Annotated in this window: 13 protein-coding genes; 6 read left to right on the forward strand and 7 right to left on the reverse strand. The window is 68.6% G+C overall.

The window, feature by feature from the left end:
• Window positions 1-18: 18 nt before the first annotated feature.
• Window positions 19-2988, reverse strand: a complete 2970-nt coding sequence (locus FB547_RS11470) for an EAL domain-containing protein (RefSeq protein ID WP_145742316.1) — start codon at window positions 2986-2988, stop codon at window positions 19-21.
• Entirely contained in the window at window positions 2985-4088 is a 1104-nt protein-coding gene (locus FB547_RS11475; RefSeq protein WP_145742318.1) for a TRAP transporter substrate-binding protein, read from the reverse strand. Before FB547_RS11475 ends, FB547_RS11470 begins: the two co-directional genes overlap by 4 nt.
• 153 nt (window positions 4089-4241) lie before the next feature.
• On the opposite strand from FB547_RS11475, the gene FB547_RS11480 reads away from it, so the two are divergent.
• Entirely contained in the window at window positions 4242-5150 is a 909-nt protein-coding gene (locus FB547_RS11480; RefSeq protein WP_145742320.1) for a LysR family transcriptional regulator, read from the forward strand.
• Window positions 5151-5225: 75 nt separating this feature from the next.
• Here FB547_RS11480 and FB547_RS11485 read toward each other — a convergent pair whose 3' ends face one another.
• A complete protein-coding gene (locus FB547_RS11485; protein ID WP_021005443.1) occupies window positions 5226-5603 on the reverse strand; it encodes an HU family DNA-binding protein in 378 nt (125 codons plus the stop codon).
• A 103-nt stretch (window positions 5604-5706) separates the two neighbouring features.
• The gene (locus tag FB547_RS11490; protein ID WP_145742322.1) at window positions 5707-6621 is read right to left on the reverse strand and encodes a LysR family transcriptional regulator; all 915 of its coding nucleotides are present in this window, start codon (window positions 6619-6621) and stop codon (window positions 5707-5709) included.
• Window positions 6622-6765: 144 nt separating this feature from the next.
• Here FB547_RS11490 and FB547_RS11495 point away from each other — a divergent pair, with 144 nt between their 5' ends.
• From FB547_RS11495 to FB547_RS11510, 4 genes are all read left to right on the forward strand, one after another.
• Entirely contained in the window at window positions 6766-7752 is a 987-nt protein-coding gene (locus FB547_RS11495) for a Bug family tripartite tricarboxylate transporter substrate binding protein (RefSeq protein WP_145742324.1), read from the forward strand.
• Between the two features lie 115 nt (window positions 7753-7867).
• Window positions 7868-9391, forward strand: coding sequence for an amidase (locus FB547_RS11500; RefSeq protein ID WP_145742326.1), 1524 nt, complete (start codon window positions 7868-7870; stop codon window positions 9389-9391).
• Between the two features lie 118 nt (window positions 9392-9509).
• Window positions 9510-11708, forward strand: coding sequence for a copper-transporting P-type ATPase (locus tag FB547_RS11505; protein WP_145742328.1), 2199 nt, complete (start codon window positions 9510-9512; stop codon window positions 11706-11708).
• Between the two features lie 84 nt (window positions 11709-11792).
• On the forward strand, window positions 11793-12011 hold the full coding sequence (locus FB547_RS11510; RefSeq protein WP_225613058.1) for a hypothetical protein: 219 nt from the start codon (window positions 11793-11795) through the stop codon (window positions 12009-12011).
• A gap of 38 nt (window positions 12012-12049) precedes the next feature.
• Here the strand turns inward: FB547_RS11510 and FB547_RS11515 are convergent, their stop codons facing one another.
• Window positions 12050-12484 (reverse strand): CBS domain-containing protein, encoded by a 435-nt coding sequence (locus FB547_RS11515; RefSeq protein ID WP_145742332.1) that lies wholly within the window; start codon window positions 12482-12484, stop codon window positions 12050-12052.
• Between the two features lie 151 nt (window positions 12485-12635).
• Between FB547_RS11515 and FB547_RS11520 the strand changes: the two genes are divergently transcribed.
• The gene (locus FB547_RS11520) at window positions 12636-13742 is read left to right on the forward strand and encodes an SMP-30/gluconolactonase/LRE family protein (RefSeq protein ID WP_145742334.1); all 1107 of its coding nucleotides are present in this window, start codon (window positions 12636-12638) and stop codon (window positions 13740-13742) included.
• 24 nt (window positions 13743-13766) lie between these two features.
• On the opposite strand, the gene FB547_RS11525 is transcribed toward FB547_RS11520, so the two are convergent.
• On the reverse strand, window positions 13767-15917 hold the full coding sequence (locus FB547_RS11525; protein WP_145742336.1) for an amylo-alpha-1,6-glucosidase: 2151 nt from the start codon (window positions 15915-15917) through the stop codon (window positions 13767-13769).
• A gap of 2 nt (window positions 15918-15919) precedes the next feature.
• The gene (locus tag FB547_RS11530) at window positions 15920-17008 is read right to left on the reverse strand and encodes a glycosyltransferase family 4 protein (RefSeq protein WP_145742974.1); all 1089 of its coding nucleotides are present in this window, start codon (window positions 17006-17008) and stop codon (window positions 15920-15922) included.
• Between the last annotated feature and the right edge of the window lie 122 nt (window positions 17009-17130).

Consider the following 17130-nt stretch of genomic DNA (forward strand, 5'->3'; position numbering starts at 1 on the left):
GGAGAGCGCGGCGTGCGTTCAGCTCGCCATCTCGACATCCAGCTGGGCATCGAACTGATCGAGCGGCACCGGCCTGCTGAACAGGTAGCCCTGGCACAGCATGGCACCGTGCGCCTGGAGGAATTCGAACTGCTGCTGCGTTTCGACCCCCTCCGCCACGATCTCGAGATCGAGATTGCGGGCCATGCCGATGATGGCCTGGATGATCAGTTCGACCTTCGGATCGATGCCGATGCTCTGCACGAAGAACTTGTCGACCTTGATCTGGTTCAGCGGCAGCTGGGTCATGTAGGAGAGCGACGAGAAGCCGGTGCCGAAGTCGTCCATGGAAAAGCGCACGCCCAACGCCGCGAGCGACTGCATCTTGCAGATTGTTTCGCTGACCTTGTCCTGCAGCAGGCTTTCGGTGAGCTCGAGTTCCAGCCGCGTCGGGTCGGCGCCGGTGCGCCGGAGCACGTCGCGCACGCGGTCCACGAAGTCGTCGGTGCGGAACTGGCGCGCGCTGACGTTCACCGCCAGCCGCAGGTGCCGGCGCCTCGCATCGTGGCTCCAGCGCTCGAGCTGGATGCAGGCCGTCTCCAGCACCCACATGCCGATCGGCACGATCAGCCCGGTTTCCTCCGCCAGCTCGATGAAGCCTCCGGGCTGCACCACGCCCCGCACCGGATGCTGCCAGCGGATCAGCACCTCGGCGCCCACCACGTGGCCATTGGAGGCCACCTGGGACTGGTAGTGCAGCACGAACTGCTCGCCCGCCAGCGCCGCGTGGAGCTCGCTCTCCAGCGTTGCGCGGGCCGTGATGGCGGTCTGCATCGAGGCCTCGAAGAAACGCAGCGCGTTGCCGCCTGCGGACTTGGCGTAGTACATGGCGATGTCCGCCTGCTTCAGCAGATCCTCCAGCGACTGCTGCGTGGCGCTGAACACCACGGCGCCGATGCTGCCGGTGCTGTGGTACTGGTGGTCCGCGAGCTGGAACGACTCGTTCAGCACCGTGAGGATGGCCTCGCCGGCGGTATTGGCCTGCATCGCGGCAACGCCGGCGTCGTCGCTGAGGTTGTCCAGCAGCACCACGAATTCGTCGCCTCCCAGCCGCGCGACCGTGCCGCCCTCCTTCAGGCTGTCCTGCAGCCGCAGCGCCACCTGCTTGAGCAGTTCATCGCCCGTGGCGTTCCCGAGCGCATCGTTGAGCGTCTTGAAATCGTCCAGGTCCAAGAACAGCAGCGCGCCGTGGCGCGAGCGCCGCACGTTCGCGTCGATGGTGGCCTGCAGGCGGTGCAGCAGCAGCCGGCGGTTGGGCAGGCCCGTGAGAATGTCGTAGAAGGCCAGGTGCTCGATCTCGCGGGCCGCCAGCTTGCTCTCGGTGATGTCGCGCAGGATGACGATGAAGCGCGCGGCGGCGCCTTCGCCGATTACCTTGCGGGAGACCGAGATCTCGAACCACGTGACGCCCCGCGCGGTCCGGATCTCGAACTGCCGGCCGGTGGAAAAGCCGGTTTCGAAGGCATCGCGCAGCGCCACCATCACCTCGGCCGCGGCATTCGCCGGCAGCAGGTCCGACATCAGCTTGCCCACCGGCTCGCGCACCTTGAACGCGGGCCTGGGGCGGCGCGGCGAATGGAAGCTGTAGCAGCGGCCGTCGATGCCGGCGTCCATCAGCACGTCGGGCAAGGCATCCAGCGTGGCCTGCAGCTGCGCCTTGCCTTCGAGGATGTCGGCGACGTGGCGCTTCTTCTCGGTCACGTCGCGGTAGACGCACACCAGGCCGCCGTCGGGCGTGGGACTGTTCACCGCAACGATCACCTGCCCGTTCAGCAGCGTGATCTCCTGCTCGTTCTGCGTCATCAGGTGGCGCGCGTTCAGTTCCGTGATGCGCTGGAACGGCACCTGCGGGGCCAGCAAGGGCTCTGCCCAGGGAAAGAAATCGACGAAGCGGCGGTTCCAGGTGACGACGCGGTCATTGGGATCGAGCAGCACGAAACCGTCCACCATGGATTCGAGCGCCTGGTCCAGCGTGGCCTTGGAGCGCAGCAGCTCGGCGCGCGCGCGCCACTGTCGCCGCAGCTGCGCGAGGGCGAAGTAGGTGACCGCAAGGATCATCAGCATGAAGGCCAGGGCCGCGGCCGCAACCACATTGCTGTCCCTGCGCCAGTCCGCGAGGGCGGACTCGAGCGGAATGCTCGCGACGATCAGCAGGCTTCGGTGCAGCGTGGGCCGGGCAACGACGATGGCCGGCGCGCCGCTGAGCCGGGAAAGCATGCGCCGGGGACGCCCGTCCGCCTGGTCCGTCAGGGCGGGGCTGATGGTGCGCCCCGCAAGATCGTCGCGCGGCGGCATGCTGGCCAGCATCAGCCCGCCCTCGCGCTCCAGCGTGACTTCGAGCCCCCTGATGTTGGCCCCCTGCGCAAGGATGGTGGTGAGCATCGAGACTTGCACCTCGGCCACCGCGACCAGCTTGCCGCCGTCCGCGAGCGTGAGGACGCGCGCAAGATACAGCACCTGCTGGGAAGTCACCGGGCTGATCGAGGGCGTGCTGATCGACATCACGGATCCCGGATGGGCCAGAGCCTCCTTCAGGAATCCGTCGGGCAGCTGTACCGCCAGCTTCGCTCCCCGCCGGTCGGAAGACCCGATCACCCGGCCCTCGGGCGTCAGGAAGGCGACGTACCGGGCCAGCAGGCTCTGGCGAACGCTGGTTTCGATCAATTGCGCGGTCTCGGCCTGCGCGAGGTCGCTTGCGATGCTGCCTTCGCCGGATTTGCGCAGAAACTGCCCCAGGCCAGCCAGCAGCGTGTTCGCCCCGAGCAGGCTGCGGTTGAGCGCAGCCTCCGAGGTGCCGATGAACCGCACGGCCTGGGCCTCGCTGTCGGCAATCTCCTTTTGGTACATCTGCCATGCCATCAGCCCGGCAATGGCGAGCACGGCCGCGAGAAACAGCGCCGAAACGCCGTAGACGAAGCCGGTGATGCGGCTGGGCACAGGCTTGGTCACTGCCCGACAGGCGCCTTGATCCCGGCGATGGGACCGACGGTCTGGTCCCACACTTCCGCGCACACGGCCCCGCACCGCTGCACCCACCGGCTCAGCACGCTGGTGGCGAAAATCTCGCGCCGGCGCCGCTCGTCATCCGCGGACGGGCGCGCCTCGACCATCGCGCCCTTGGTGCCCTTCGTGCAGGTCGCGGCGCCCGTGTTGCACGCGATGCCGTTGCCGGTGTCGCGCTCCGACTCGTTCCAGACCGCGGCCTCGAGTTTCGGCAGCTCGGCTTTCAACAGGGCCTTCAGGTCCGCAGGCAGCGCATTCCAGGCATCCGCGTTGGCGCCGAAGACGGCCAGGCCCCAGCTGATGGGCATGGTGTAGAGCGAACTCGTCATCTTGTGCAGGCCCAGCGTGTTGCCGGACATCGCGCCGGTGATGGCGCATTCGGTGTTCTCCGAATTCATGTTGGCCATGAGCTCCGAAAATTCGGTGAAGACGGGCACGCCGTTGAGCGCGCGGATGAAGTCGGCCTGGCTGCTGCCCGAAACGCGGACGCGCCGCCCCGCCAGGTCCGAAAGCCGCGTCAGGGTCCGCTTGCAGAAGATCACCTGGGCGGGGTAGACGTACACCGCGAGAAGCTCGACGCCATGGCGTTCGCGCAGCGTCTTCTCGAGGTAGGGCCTGAAGGCTGCGACCACCCGCCGCATCGTGGGCATGTCGGGATTCAGTCCGGCAATGTCGGGCGTGCCCAGCTCGGGATACTCGTTGCTGACCTGGCTGAGCAACGCGGTGCCGAATGGAATGACGCCCAGCCGCATCAGATTGAGCATTTCCTGCCCCGGCACGCCCGCCTGGTTGAACGGAACGATGCTCGCGCTGTACTTTCCGCCGCTCAGGCGGCGCAGGTCCTGGCTCCAGAAGCGCTCTTCATGCAGCGTGTACTGGCTCACGCTCGCCAGCCCGCCCACGATCCGCAGACCCTGCGCAGACGCCGGCTGCTGAGCCTTGCTGTTCGTTGCAGTGAAAGCAAGAAAAAAAAGAACGGCAACATGCGCCCAGAGCACGCGTCGCCAAGCGGGAGAAACTTCGCCGGACCTCATGGCCCGGATCATGATGCCGAATTGGGCCTTAAGTCACAAATTTTTTACAAAAACGCCGTTTCTGGCGCCCACCGGCCGGAATCGCCAAGGCACGTTGCGTACAGGGCACAGGAATACCATCCACAGGCCCGGATTCCCGGCTCCACTCACCCAGATTCCAGACCGATGCCAGCGCCCGAGCTTTCCAGCCGCCAACTGCGCGCGTTCACGGCCTTGGCCGAGCAGCGCAACTTCACGCGCGCGGCACAGACCTGCCACTTGTCGCAGCCCGCGTTCAGTGCACTGATCCGCACGCTCGAGGAAACGCTCGGCGCGCGGCTGTTCGACCGCGACACGCGCAGCGTGCAGCTCACGCCCGAGGGCCGGCTGTTCGAACCCTCGGCGCGGCGGCTGCTGGACGACATGCAGGGCGCCATCGGCGACCTGGCCGACCATGCCCAGCGGCGCAAGGGCCGCGTGAGCGTGGCGGCCCTGCCCTCCCTGGCGGCAGGACGGCTGCCGGCGATCCTGGCGGAGTTCATGCAGGCGTGGCCCGGCATCACGGTCGAGCTGCACGACGCGCTGTCGGACGCCTGCATTGCCCAGCTGCGCAGCCACCAGGCGGATTTCGCGCTCGCGGCAACCGGCGCCGGCGCCGCCGCAGCCAGCGACCTGCGCGGCCGCAAGCTCTGCGGCGACCGCTTTCACCTGGTCTGCCGCAAGGACCATCCGCTCGCCAGCGCCGCCAGGCTCACGGCACGGCAGCTCGCGCCATGGCCCTTCATCCAGATGGCGCGCAACAGCAGCGTGCGCCAGTCGCTCGACGCGGCGCTGCACCCGCTGCGGCTCAACGCCGTGTTCGAGGTCGAGCACCTGGCCACGGTGATGGGGCTGGTCGAGGCCGGCATCGGCATCAGTGTGGTGCCGGAGCTCACGCTCTTCCACTTCCAGCGCGAGACGCTGGTGACGCGGCCGCTGCCGCTGCCCGGTCTCACACGCACCATCTACCTGGTGCAGCGCCGGGAGGGCAGCCTCTCGGTGGCGGCGCAGACACTGCACGATCTGGTCCTCGCGCGGCTGGGAACGCCGGCCTGAGAGCCGCCCCGGAAAAAAGAAAACGGCCCGAGGGCCGTCCTGCGTGGAGGCAGCCTTGCGGCTGCGATCCATTCATTACTTCTTGGCAGCCTTCTTGGCGGGTGCGGCCTTCTTGGCCGGTGCTGCCTTCTTGGCGGCGGGCTTGGCGGCTGCCTTGTCGGCCTTGCGCTTTGCAGCCTTGGGGTCGATGGCGGCCTTGAACGCTGCGCCCGGCACGAACTTGGGCACCTTCTGCGCGGCGATCTTGATCTTTGCGCCGGCTTGGGGGTTGAAGCCGGTGCGTGCAGCGCGCGCCACTTGCTTGAAGGTTCCGAAGCCGATGAGCTGGACGGGGTCGCCCTTCTTTACTGCGGCGACGATGGAGCCCGTGACGGTTTCCAGGATGCGGGCGGCTTCGGCCTTGCTGACGTTGTGGGCGGTGGCGATCTTTTCGACCAGTTCGATACGGTTCACTTGAAAAATTTCCTTTGGTTTGTTCTCGTCATGTTGCCAATGACGGCGCAGCGGCTGAGGCCGGCTGCAAGCGGCGCGGAGTGTAGCGCACGCGCGGCCGCCCTCAGGCCGAGGCCTGGATGGCATCCGTCAAAAACCGCACGAAAGCCTTGCCCGCATCGGGCAGCGAGCGGCCCGCGAGCGTCTCGACTTCGAGGTGGCGCTCGTTCATCTCGCGGTCCTTCAGCGGGATGGCCACCAGCGCCTTCGACTTCAGCTGCGTGCGGATCGACAGCTCGCCATAGAAGGCGATGGTGCCGCCGCCCGCGGCCGCAAAGCTCACCAGCGCATTCGCATGGTTGCTCGACATGGCCTGCACGTACTGCAGCCCCTGCCGGCTGCAGCTGATATCGAGCAGCTGCCGGATGGAGCTGTCCCGCGGCGGCAGGCCCAGCGGATAGGCCGCCACCTGGCGCAGCGAGAGCTGCCGCTGCGCCGCCAGCGGATGGTCGCTGGCCATCACGGCGAGGATCGGGCTGGGGTGGCGCAGCTCGATCCGGATGCCGGGCTCGGGCACCGCGCTCAGCGTGATGCCGACGTCCGCTTCGCCGTCGCGGATGCGGCCGGGAATCTCGTGGGGCGGACAGACCTCCAGATGAAAGCGGATGCCCTCGTGCCTGGCGCGAAAGCGCGAGATCAGCGTGGGAAGAAAGTCGAACGCGAAGCCCTCGGTGCTCGCCACGCGCACGCGCCCGCTGCGCAGGCCGCGCAGGCCCTGGATCTCGCCGGCCACGCGCTCGATATCCTGCTGCACCCGCTTGGCATGCGCGGCCAGCAGCTCGCCGGCCGCATTGGGCACCATGCCGCGCGCGTGCCGGTCGAACAGCAGCGTGTCGAGCTCGCGCTCCAGGCGCGCCACCTGCCGGCTCACGGCGGAAGGCGCCACGTTGAGCTTGAGCGCGGCCTCCTTCACCGACCCGGTCCTGACCACCTCCAGGAAGTAGCGGACCGCGGTCTCCTGCAGCGTGTGAAGCGACATGTTTCTTCCTTGTCGCAGCGGGGCGACGCGCGTTTGTCGATTGCCGAATCGGCAATCCACAATTCTAAACATTGCGCTTGTGGCAGCGCTTTGCGGCTCCTAGGATGAACCTGCATCCCCGCTCTGTTCCTCCAGGAGTCCTTCATGAAACGCCTCCCCGCACTCGCCCGCATGGTGCTGCTGTTGTCCTGCCTTGGCCTGGCACCGCTCGCCGCGCTGGCCGCCGACACCGGGTTTCCGTCGCGCCCGGTCACGCTCGTGATTCCCTTTCCGCCCGGCGGCGCCACCGATGTGAACGGGCGCGTGATTGCCCAGCGCCTGGGCAAGGAGCTCGGCCAGCCCGTGGTCATCGAGAACCGCGGCGGCGCCGGCACGGTGATCGGCGCGAGCTATGTCTCCAAGGCGGCGCCCGATGGCTACACGCTGCTGATCAGTTCGGGCACCACCTTCACGGTGAATCCCGCCATCCGCCCCAACCTGCCCTACGACCCGGTCAAGGGCTTCGAGCCGATCGGCCTGGCCGGGCGCGTGGGCCTCATCCTGCTTGCGAACAGCGAAGTGCCGGTGCAGACCGTCAAGCAGTTCGTCGACTACGTGAAGGCCTCGCCCGGAAAGTATTCGTACGCGTCCTTCGGCACCGGCACCACCTCGCAGTTCGCCGGCGAGACCATCCTGCATGCCGCCGGCCTCAAGATGACGCACGTGCCCTACAAGGGCAGCGCGCCGGCCATGACCGACCTCATGGGTGGGCAGGTTCCGTTCAGCATCGACACCGTGAGCGCGGCCATTCCGCAGCTCAAGAGCGGCAAGATCAAGGCCATTGCCGTGACCACGGCCAAGCGCTCGACGCTGCTGCCCGACGTGCCCACCATGGCCGAGAGCGGCTACCCCGAAATCAACACCGACAGCTGGCTGGCGCTGGCGGCGCCGAAGGGCCTCCCGCCCGACGTGAAGGCCAGGCTCGAAAAGGCGCTGGCCGCGACCATGGCCGATCCCGACACGCGCGCCAAGCTCGCCGCCCAGGGCCTGGAGCCGGGCTACAGCAACTCGGCCGCCGTGAGCGAACTGATCGCCAAGGAATTGCCGCTGATGCGCGCCATCGCCGCGCGCGCCAACATCACCGCTGACTGATGGACGCCCCCCGAAGCGCCTTCGGCGCCTCCCCCCACTGGGGGGCGCACCCGGCGGCCGGGCAAAGCCCGTTCCGCGGGCGCGCTGGCCTCAGCCCGATGGAACAACAACCGACATGAGCAACCACACCGAATTGATCGAACACTCCGCCGTCGAACTGCGCCGGCTCATCGGCAGCAAGGCGGTCTCGCCGGTCGAGCTGCTCGAAGCCTGCATCGCGCGCATCGAGCGCGTGAACCCCTTCATCAACGCCGTGACCGCCACCTGCTTCGAGCGCGCGCGGGCCGAGGCCCGGGCGGCGGAAAGCGCCGTCATGCGCGGCGACGCGCTGGGCCTGCTGCATGGCCTGCCGCTCGGCGTGAAGGATCTCGAACCTACCGAAGGCCTGCTCACCACCTGGGGCTCCGCGATCTTCCGCGACCACGTGCCGCAGGAAGACATCGAGCTGGTGGCACGCCTTCGCAAGGCTGGCGCCATCGTGGCGGGCAAGACCAACGTTCCGGAGATGGGCGCCGGCGCCAACTCGCGCAACGAGGTGTGGGGCGCCACCGGCAATCCCTTCAACCCGAACCTCAATGCCGGCGGCTCCTCCGGCGGCTCGGCCGCCGCGCTGGCCTGCGACATGCTGCCCGTGTGCACCGGCTCCGACACCGGCGGCTCGCTGCGCATTCCGGCCGCCAAGTGCGGCGTGGTGGGCTTCCGGCCCTCGCCGGGCATCGTGCCGAGCGTGCGCAAGCCGCTGGGCTGGACGCCGATCTCGGTCGTGGGCCCGATGGGCCGCACGGTGGAAGACGCATGCCTGCAGATGGCCGCTTCCGCCGGCATGCACGCGGGGGATCCGCTGAGCTATCCGCTCGATCCGCTCAGCTTCCTGAAGCCCGCCGGCATCGACCTGAGCCAACTGCGCGTGGCATGGACCGAAGACTTCGGCACCTGCGCGGTGGACGACGGCATCCGTGCCACCATGCGCAGCAAGATCGGCGCGATGCAGCACCTGTTCAAGCGCTGCGACCAGGTCGAATTCGACCTCGGCGAAGCGCACCGCTGCTTCGACGTGCTGCGCGCCGAGGCCTTCGTGGCCGGCATGCATGCCGCCTACCAGCGCGACCCGGCCAGCCTGGGTCCCAACTCCCGCGCCAACTACGAAATGGGTGCGCAGATGAGCCTGCTCGACAGCGCCTGGGCCCAGGCCGAGCAGACCCGGCTCATCAAGCGCTTCCAGGCCGCCTTCGCCGACTACGACCTGATCCTCTCGCCCACCACGCCGGTGTCGCCCTTTCCATGGACCCAGCTGTATGCGGACACCATCAACGGCGAAAAGCAGGCGAACTATTACCGCTGGCTCGCGCTGACCTACGTGGTCACGCTGACCACGCATCCGGCGCTGGCGCTGCCCTGTGGCCTCGACCACGCGGGCATGCCCTTCGGGCTGCAGGTCGTGGGCGCGTTCAGGGCCGACCACCAGGTGCTGGCCGCGGCGCACGCCATGGAAAAGGCCTTCGCGGCCGACGCGCAATTGCGCCGCCCGCGGCCCGACATCGCATCGCTGCGCGCGGCCGAACCCGCGCTCACGTCGATTGTCACGGCGCCGCCCGGTGCGGGCAGCAGCGCGCCTGCAGCCGCCACCTCCGCCGTCTGAGAAAGCCGCGCGGCCGGCCACCGTGCCGGCCTTGACCTTGACACGGTGTCAACCTGGAAACTGGCGATGCGCTGCGCGTGGTGCGCAGCATCTTTTTGTTTTCTCGTTGGAGCACTCGATGAACCACGTGCATTCCGGGGCACCGCAGCATCCGCATCACGAAGGCCACCGCGCGCCGCATGCGCACGCGCCTGCGCCCGCCGGCACCATCTACACCTGCCCGATGCATCCGGAGATCCGGCAGGACCATCCGGGCAGCTGCCCCAAGTGCGGCATGACGCTGGAGCCCGAGATGCCGACGCTCGACGAGGGCGAAGACCCCGAGCTGCGCGACTTCAAGCGCCGCTTCCTGTGGACGCTGCCGCTCACGCTCGCCGTGGCCGTGCTCGCAATGGCGGGGCACCGGCTGCAGTGGTTCGAGATGGCCACGCAGAGCTGGATCGAGCTGGTTCTTTCGCTGCCCATCGTGCTGTGGGCGGGATGGCCCTTCTTCAGGCGCGCCGTGCAATCGGTCGCCAACCGCAGCCCCAACATGTGGACGCTCATCGGCCTGGGCACCGCGGCGGCCTTCGCCTACAGCGTGGTGGCCACGGTGGCGCCGCGCGTGTTTCCCGACGCGTTCATGTCGATGGGCCGCGTGGCGGTGTACTTCGAGGCGGCCGCGGTGATCATCTCGCTCACGCTGCTCGGCCAGATCCTCGAACTCAAGGCGCGCTCGCAGACCTCGGCCGCGATCAAGTCGCTGCTGGGCCTCGCGCCCAAGACGGCGCGGCGCATCGGCGCCGATGGCACGGAAGAAGACGTGCCGATCGCCCACGTGCACGTCGGCGACAAACTGCGCGTGCGGCCCGGCGAAAAGGTGCCGGTGGACGGCGTGGTGGTCGAGGGCGCGAGCGCGGTCGACGAGTCCATGCTCACCGGCGAGCCGCTGCCGGTGACCAAGCGGGCGGGCGACAAGCTCATCGGCGCCACGCTCAACACGAGCGGCGCGCTGGTGATGCAGTCGGAAAAGGTCGGCTCGCAGACCGTGCTCGCGAGCATCGTGCAGATGGTGGCGCAGGCCCAGCGCTCCCGCGCGCCGATGCAGCGCATGGCCGACCACGTGGCCGGCTACTTCGTGATGGCCGTGATCGGCATCGCGCTGCTGACCTTCTTCGCGTGGGGATTCTTCGGGCCGGCGCCAAGCTGGACCCACGGCCTCATCAATGCGGTGGCGGTGCTCATCATCGCCTGTCCCTGCGCGCTCGGCCTGGCCACGCCGATGTCGATCATGGTGGCCACCGGCAAGGCCGCCACGCAGGGCGTGCTGTTCCGCGATGCGGCCGCCATCGAGAACTTCCGCAAGGTTGATGCGCTCATCGTCGACAAGACAGGCACGCTGACCGAAGGCAGGCCGAGCTTCGAACGCGCGGTGGCCTTGCCCGGCTTCACCGAGGACGATGTGCTGCGCCTCGCGGCAAGCCTGGACCAGGGCAGCGAGCATCCGCTGGCGCATGCCATCGTGCGTGCGGCGCGCGAGCGCAATCTCTCACTGGCCGCGGCCGACGAGTTCGAGTCCGCGAGCGGCATCGGCGTGAACGGCAGCGTCGGTGGCCAGCGGCTGGCGCTCGGCAACACCGCGCTGATGGATCAGCTTGGCGTGCCGGTCGACGCGCTCCGGCCGCAAGCCGAGGCGCTGCGCGCCGAAGGGGCCAGCGTGATGTTCCTGGCCGCCGACGGCAGGCTTGCCGGCCTGCTTGCCGTGTCCGATCCAATCAAGGCCACCACCGTGGAAGCGCTGGCGGCGCTCAAGGCATCGGGCATGCGCGTGATCATGGCCACGGGCGACGGCCTGACCACCGCGCGCGCCGTGGCCGCCAGGCTGGGCATCGACGAAGTGCACGGCGAAGTCAAGCCGGCCGACAAGCTGGCGCTGGTCGAGAAGCTGCAGCAAGAAGGCCGCATCGTCGCGATGGCCGGCGACGGCATCAACGATGCGCCCGCGCTCGCCAGGGCCGACGTCGGCGTGGCGATGGGCACCGGCACCGACGTGGCGATGAACAGCGCCCAGGTCACGCTGGTCAAGGGCGACCTGCGCGGAATTGCGCAGGCGCGCATCGTCTCCGAGAAGACCATCGCCAACATGAAGCAGAACCTGGGCTTCGCGTTCGTCTACAACGCGCTCGGCGTGCCGCTGGCCGCGGGCGTGCTGTTCCCGTTCACCGGCTGGCTGCTGTCGCCGATGATCGCGGCGCTGGCGATGAGCCTGAGCTCGGCGTCGGTCATCAGCAATGCATTGCGGCTGAGGGCAGAGGGCGCAGGCGGCAAGCCCGGCTGATCTTGCCGCGCCATCGGGCGCCGGGCCGGCAGCATTCGAATTCGGCCTACATACATCTGGCGCGGATTCATGCAAGTTGGACGGATGACACAGCCCATCGAACTCATCATCGAGGAGCCAGCCCTCGGTTCATTTGTCTGGCGCCTGCTCGAAACGGATGCGGAAGGAGCGAACCCCAAGGTGCTTCGCGACGCCTTCGACCCGGCGGACACCTATGAAGCCGCGCTGGCCGCGGGACAGCGCGCGCTCCACAGCGAGATTCGCCGGCGCGCGCCCAGCCAGCCCGCCAACCAGAGCGCCTGAGAGAAACCAGCCGCTGACGCGCGGCCCGCGGGCCGTTGCTACAAGTGCCTCGGCCGCGCAGGCTCGGAGATCTTTCCGAGCGGATCGGCCGCCGCACCGGCCTCGCCCTTGGCCGCCACGTCGCCCAGCGACAGGATGCCCACGAGGCGCTTGTCGCGGTCGACCACCGGAAGCCTGCGGATCTGCACCGCGCTCATCTGGCTGAGCGCTTCGTCGACGGTGTCGTCGGCATAGCACCAGTACGCGTCGGCGGTCATGATCTGCTTGACCGGCGAGGCGCCCAGATCGATCTCGCGGGCCACGCCGCGCACGGCGATGTCCCGGTCGGTCACCACGCCGACCAGCCGGTTGCCGTCGCAGACCGGCAGCACGCCCACCTCGAGCTCCTCGAGCGCCTTGGCCGCCTGCACGATGGTGTCGCCCGGTGCGACCGTGCGAACGCCGCGCGTCATCACTTCATGAACCTGAGTCATCGCATGTCCCTTCTGCAGCAGAGTCGGATCGCAAGCTCACCGCAAGTAAGCCATGTCGCACTTCGCGCAGCGAAGGGCCCGGCTGCGCACGGCGGGTACGTAAGATCGGCGTCCGCCGGTTTTCCACAACGACGAAAAAGGAGATCTACAGATGCAGAACAAAGCCCTCGAGCCTCGCCGCCGCTTCCTGAAGAATGCCGCGGGCTCCGGACTGGCCGCCTTCGCCGGGCTGGCCGGCGCGCAGTCCTTCGACTTCAAGCCCAACCAGCGCTACCCGGACCCTTCGGTGCTGATCCTGGATCCGAGCTTTGCCAAGTACCGCATCTACAGCAGCACCGTCGAGCAGCTGGGCACCGGCATGCGCTGGGCCGAGGGGCCGGTGTACTTTCCGGAAGGCGGCTACCTGCTGTGCAGCGACATTCCGAACAACCGGCTCATGAAGTACGACGAGAAGACCGGCAAGTTCACGGTGCACAAGCAGAACGCCAACTATGCCAACGGCAACACGCGCGATCGACAGGGCCGCCTCGTCACCTGCGAACATTCGGTCACGCGCCGCGTGGTGCGCACCGAGAAGAACGGCCGCATGACCGTGCTGGCCGACAGCTACGAGGGCAAGAAGCTCAACGCGCCCAACGACGTGGTCGTGAAGTCGGACGACAGCGTGTGGTTCACCGACCCGACCTTCGGCATCAACGGCGAGTGGGAAGGATCGAAGGCCACGCCGGAGCAGGCCACCACCAACGTCTACCGCATCGCGAGCGACGGCAAGCTCAGCGCCGTCATCACCGATCTGGTGAACCCGAACGGGCTCGCGTTCTCGCCGGACGAGAAGAAGCTCTACGTGGTCGAGTGGAAGGGCACGCCCAACCGCAGCATCTGGAGCTACGACGTTGCAGCCGAAGGCGCCAGCGTGTCGAACAAGACCAAGCTCATCGACGCGGACGGCCCCGGCGCGCTCGACGGATTCCGCGTCGACCGCGACGGCAACCTCTGGTGCGGATGGGGCTTCAACGGCGCATTCGCGCCCGAACCCACCGACGTCGGCGGCGGCCTGAAGGCCCACCTGCCGCTCGGAAAATCCGAAGAGATGGACGGCGTGAAGGTCTTCAACCGCGACGGCAAGCCGATCGGCTTCATCCGCCTTCCGGAACGCTGCGCCAACCTGGAGTTCGGCGGGCCCAAGCGCAACCGCCTCTACATGGCGAGCAGCCATTCGCTCTATGCGCTCTACGTGGAGGCGCACGGCGCGGTCTAGCGTGCGGGCCGGCCGGCCGCCGCGCTAGAGCTGCAGGTTGACCTGGACGCCCGGCGTGCCGGGTGCCGTCTGCGCGACCACGACGATGCGCTCCTCGAGCCGCTGGAAATGCAGGTCCACCCGCGCCTGGCCCACCCGCAGCCGCTGCACGTGCAGCTGGTCGATGTCGGCCGGCAGCCGCGGCTGCACGATCTTCACCTCGCGCCGGATGCCGTCCACCTGCAGGCCGAGGCAGGCCTGCAGCAGCATGAAGACCGAGCCGGCGGCCCAGGCCTGCGGCAGGCATGCCACCGGATAGGCCACGGGCGACTGGCCCGGCTCGCGGTCGAAGCCGCAGAACAGTTCCGGCAGCCGCATGCCGAAGTGCGTGGCCGACTCGAACAGGTTGTCCAGGATGCGCACCACGCCGTCGCGCTCGCCGTAGCGCGCGAGGCCGGCCGCGCACAGGGCCGCGTCGTGCGGCCACACCGATCCGTTGTGATAGGACATCGGATTGAACCGCACCGCCTCCGCCGGCAGGGTACGAACCCCCCAGCCCGATGCGAAGGCGGACGACAGCAGCTGGCGGCCCACGGCCTGGGCCCGCTCGGCGCTCGGCAGGCCGGCGAACAGCAGGTGGCCCGCATTGGAAGCACGCACGCGGCAAGGCTGGTTGGCGCCGTCGATGGCCAGCGCATAGAAGCCCAGGTCGTCGAGCCAGAACCGGCTCTCGACCGAAAGGCGCATGGCCGCCGCGCGCTGGCGCCAGCGGCTCGCGCCCGCATCGCCGCGCCACTCGGCCATCGCCGACATCGCGAGAAAGGCCGCATAGGCATAGCCCTGGACTTCCACCAGCGCGATCGGCCCTTCGGGTGTGCGGCCGTCGGCATGGAAGATGGAATCGTGGCTGTCCTTCCAGCCCTGGTTGACCAGGCCGCTGGCTTCACCGCGCTGGTAGGCGAGCAGGCCATCGGGATGGCGCGCCATGTTCCGCTCCATCCATTCGCAGGCCGCGCCGAGCGCGGGCCAGATGCGGTCGATGGTGGCGCGGTCGCCGGTGCGCTGCGCATAGGCGCCGGCCAGCGCCACGAACAGCGGCGTGGTATCGACGCCGCCGTAGTACTGGCCGAAGGGCAGTTCGTCGACGGCGGCCATCTCGCCCTTGCGGGTCTCGTGCATGATCTTTCCGGGCTCCGCATCGCGGAAGCTCGAGGTCTGGTGCGCCTGCCGCGCCGCCAGGAATTCGAGCACGCCCTGCGCCAGCCTCGGATCGATCCACAGCGTCTGGAAGGCCGTGACGATCGCGTCGCGCCCGAACGGCGTCGAGAACCACGGGATCCCCGCATAGGGATAGGGGCCGGTGGGCAGATCGGTGGTGAGTAGCGCGAGGTCGGCGCGCGAGCGGTCGAGCCAGGCCTGGAACAGGCGCCCCGAGGCGTGCAGCCGCGAGCCGCGCCGCTGGCGCTGGCGCATGCGCCAGCGCGCGAGCACGCAGGCCTCGCGGAAGCGCTCGGCGCCGGGCCGCGCGGGCTCGGTGCCCACTTCCAGGTAGAGCGTCCAGTGGCCGCGCGCGGCCAGCGGCACGGCGAATTCCGCGGTGCCCGCGTCCAGGCGCTGCGGTGCCTCGGAAAAATCGATGCAGGCCAGCCGTGTGACCGTGTCCAGCCCCTGGTAGCGCAGCACCACGCCCTGCGCACCGACCTCGGGCGTGCCGATCTCGCCGCGCCGCGCGCGCCGCTGGCCGCGCACCTCGAACATGTCGCGGAAATCGGCGCCGAACTGCAGCGCGAGCGGCGCCTGCGCCGGCTGGTCGCCGTAGTTGACCAGCCGGATGCGCTCGAACAGCCGCGCACCCCAGAGAAAGCGCTTGCGCTCCATGTGGATCACGCCCTGCGGCATCGACGTCGACCCGAGCACCGGCAGCGGCCGGTTGGTGAGGTTGGCGGTGAAGAAGACGTTGTCGTGGCTCACGCCGCTCGACAACAGCGGCGGCCGCGCGCCAGCCAGCCTCAGCACGAAGGTCGACAGCATGCGCGTGTCGTCGTGGAACAGCCCGTCGACGCCGCCGCCCACGTCGCCGTGGCCGTCCATCACGAAGTAGGTGTCGCCCTCCTTGAGCACGAAGGCATGCTGCACCGCGCGCTCGGGCGCGGTCTCGGCCTGCTCGGTGGCGGGCACTTCGGCGCTCATGCTCATGCTCAGGCGGCCTCGCGGTAGAGAGGCTCTTGCAGCTCTTGCGGCTCCTGCGGCAGGAGCTTGCCGCCGCCGGCCAGGCGCGCGTACTGCTCGACATAGGCGCTGGCCATGCCCTGCGCCGTGTAGCGCCGCTCGAAGGCCTGCCGCACGCGGCGGCGGTCGAGCCCGCCGATGGCATGCACCGCCTCGACGGCCTGCGCCTCGTCCTCGACGATGAGCCCGCTCACGCCGTGCTCGATCACCTCGGGCACCGAGCCGCAGCGCCAGCCGATCACCGGCGTGCCGCAGGCCATGGCCTCGATCATCACCAGGCCGAAGGGCTCGGGCCAGTCGATCGGAAAGAGCAGCGCCCGCGCACCGCCGAGGAAGGCGGCCTTGTCGGCGTCGCCGATCTCTCCGATGAACTCGACCAGCGGATCGTCCAGCAGCGGCTGGATCTTCTGCGCGAAGTAGGTCGCGTCCGCCGCGTCGACCTTGGCCGCGATTTTCAGCGGCAGCCCCGCGCGCCTGGCGATCTCGATGGCGCGGTCGGGCCGCTTCTCGGGCGAGATGCGGCCGAGGAAGGCCAGGTAGCCGCCGGGGTTCGGTTCGAAGGCATAGGGGGTCTCTTCGAGTCCGTGCGGAATGGTCGCGAGCCAGTTGGCAAAGGGCAGTGGCTTTCGCTGGTGCCGCGAGATGGAGACCAGCGGAAACTGGTTCCAGCGCATGTACGCGCCGGGCAGGTCCGCAATGTCCAGGCGCCCGTGCAGCGTGGTGAGCGTGCGGCCGGCCATGTCCTCGAAGAAGGGGAAGTGCAACAGGTCGACGTGGAAATGCAGCACGTCGAACTCGTGCGCTCGTCGCCGCACCTCATGGAGCATGCAAAGGTGGCTGGCCAGGTCGGACTTCAGCGGCGCCGGGTCCAGCCGCAGGGCCTGGGCCCGCATGGGCGCCAGGCGGGCCCGGGTCTGCGTGTCCGCGGAGGCGAACAGCGTGACCTCGTGGCCCTGGTCCACCAGCGCATTGGCCAGGTGGGCAACGACCCGTTCGGTGCCGCCATAGAGCCGCGGCGGAACGGCTTCGTACAGGGGCGCGATCTGCGCGATCTTCATCGTCAAGACAATCTCCTCGCAAGGGAATGAATGAACAAGGAACAAGGCGAAGAATGGAGGCGGCGCAGCCTCCGTGCGCATATTTTGGGGTGGGCCCGACCGCTTTCAAGAGCCGCCTGCGC

It is taken from the genome of Variovorax beijingensis, from assembly GCF_007828835.1.
Taxonomy (GTDB): Bacteria; Pseudomonadota; Gammaproteobacteria; order Burkholderiales; family Burkholderiaceae_C; genus Variovorax; species Variovorax beijingensis_A.

Coding starts and splice junctions, on each gene's coding strand:
- FB547_RS11490 (WP_145742322.1), bottom strand. CDS start 6,621: ATGTCGCTTCACACGCTGCAGGAGACCGCGGTCCGCTACTTCCTGGAG.
- FB547_RS11525 (WP_145742336.1), bottom strand. CDS start 15,917: ATGAGCATGAGCGCCGAAGTGCCCGCCACCGAGCAGGCCGAGACCGCG.
- FB547_RS11520 (WP_145742334.1), top strand. CDS start 12,636: ATGCAGAACAAAGCCCTCGAGCCTCGCCGCCGCTTCCTGAAGAATGCC.
- FB547_RS11505 (WP_145742328.1), top strand. CDS start 9,510: ATGAACCACGTGCATTCCGGGGCACCGCAGCATCCGCATCACGAAGGC.
- FB547_RS11475 (WP_145742318.1), bottom strand. CDS start 4,088: ATGATCCGGGCCATGAGGTCCGGCGAAGTTTCTCCCGCTTGGCGACGC.
- FB547_RS11510 (WP_225613058.1), top strand. CDS start 11,793: ATGACACAGCCCATCGAACTCATCATCGAGGAGCCAGCCCTCGGTTCA.
- FB547_RS11480 (WP_145742320.1), top strand. CDS start 4,242: ATGCCAGCGCCCGAGCTTTCCAGCCGCCAACTGCGCGCGTTCACGGCC.
- FB547_RS11530 (WP_145742974.1), bottom strand. CDS start 17,008: ATGAAGATCGCGCAGATCGCGCCCCTGTACGAAGCCGTTCCGCCGCGG.
- FB547_RS11515 (WP_145742332.1), bottom strand. CDS start 12,484: ATGACTCAGGTTCATGAAGTGATGACGCGCGGCGTTCGCACGGTCGCA.
- FB547_RS11495 (WP_145742324.1), top strand. CDS start 6,766: ATGAAACGCCTCCCCGCACTCGCCCGCATGGTGCTGCTGTTGTCCTGC.
- FB547_RS11500 (WP_145742326.1), top strand. CDS start 7,868: ATGAGCAACCACACCGAATTGATCGAACACTCCGCCGTCGAACTGCGC.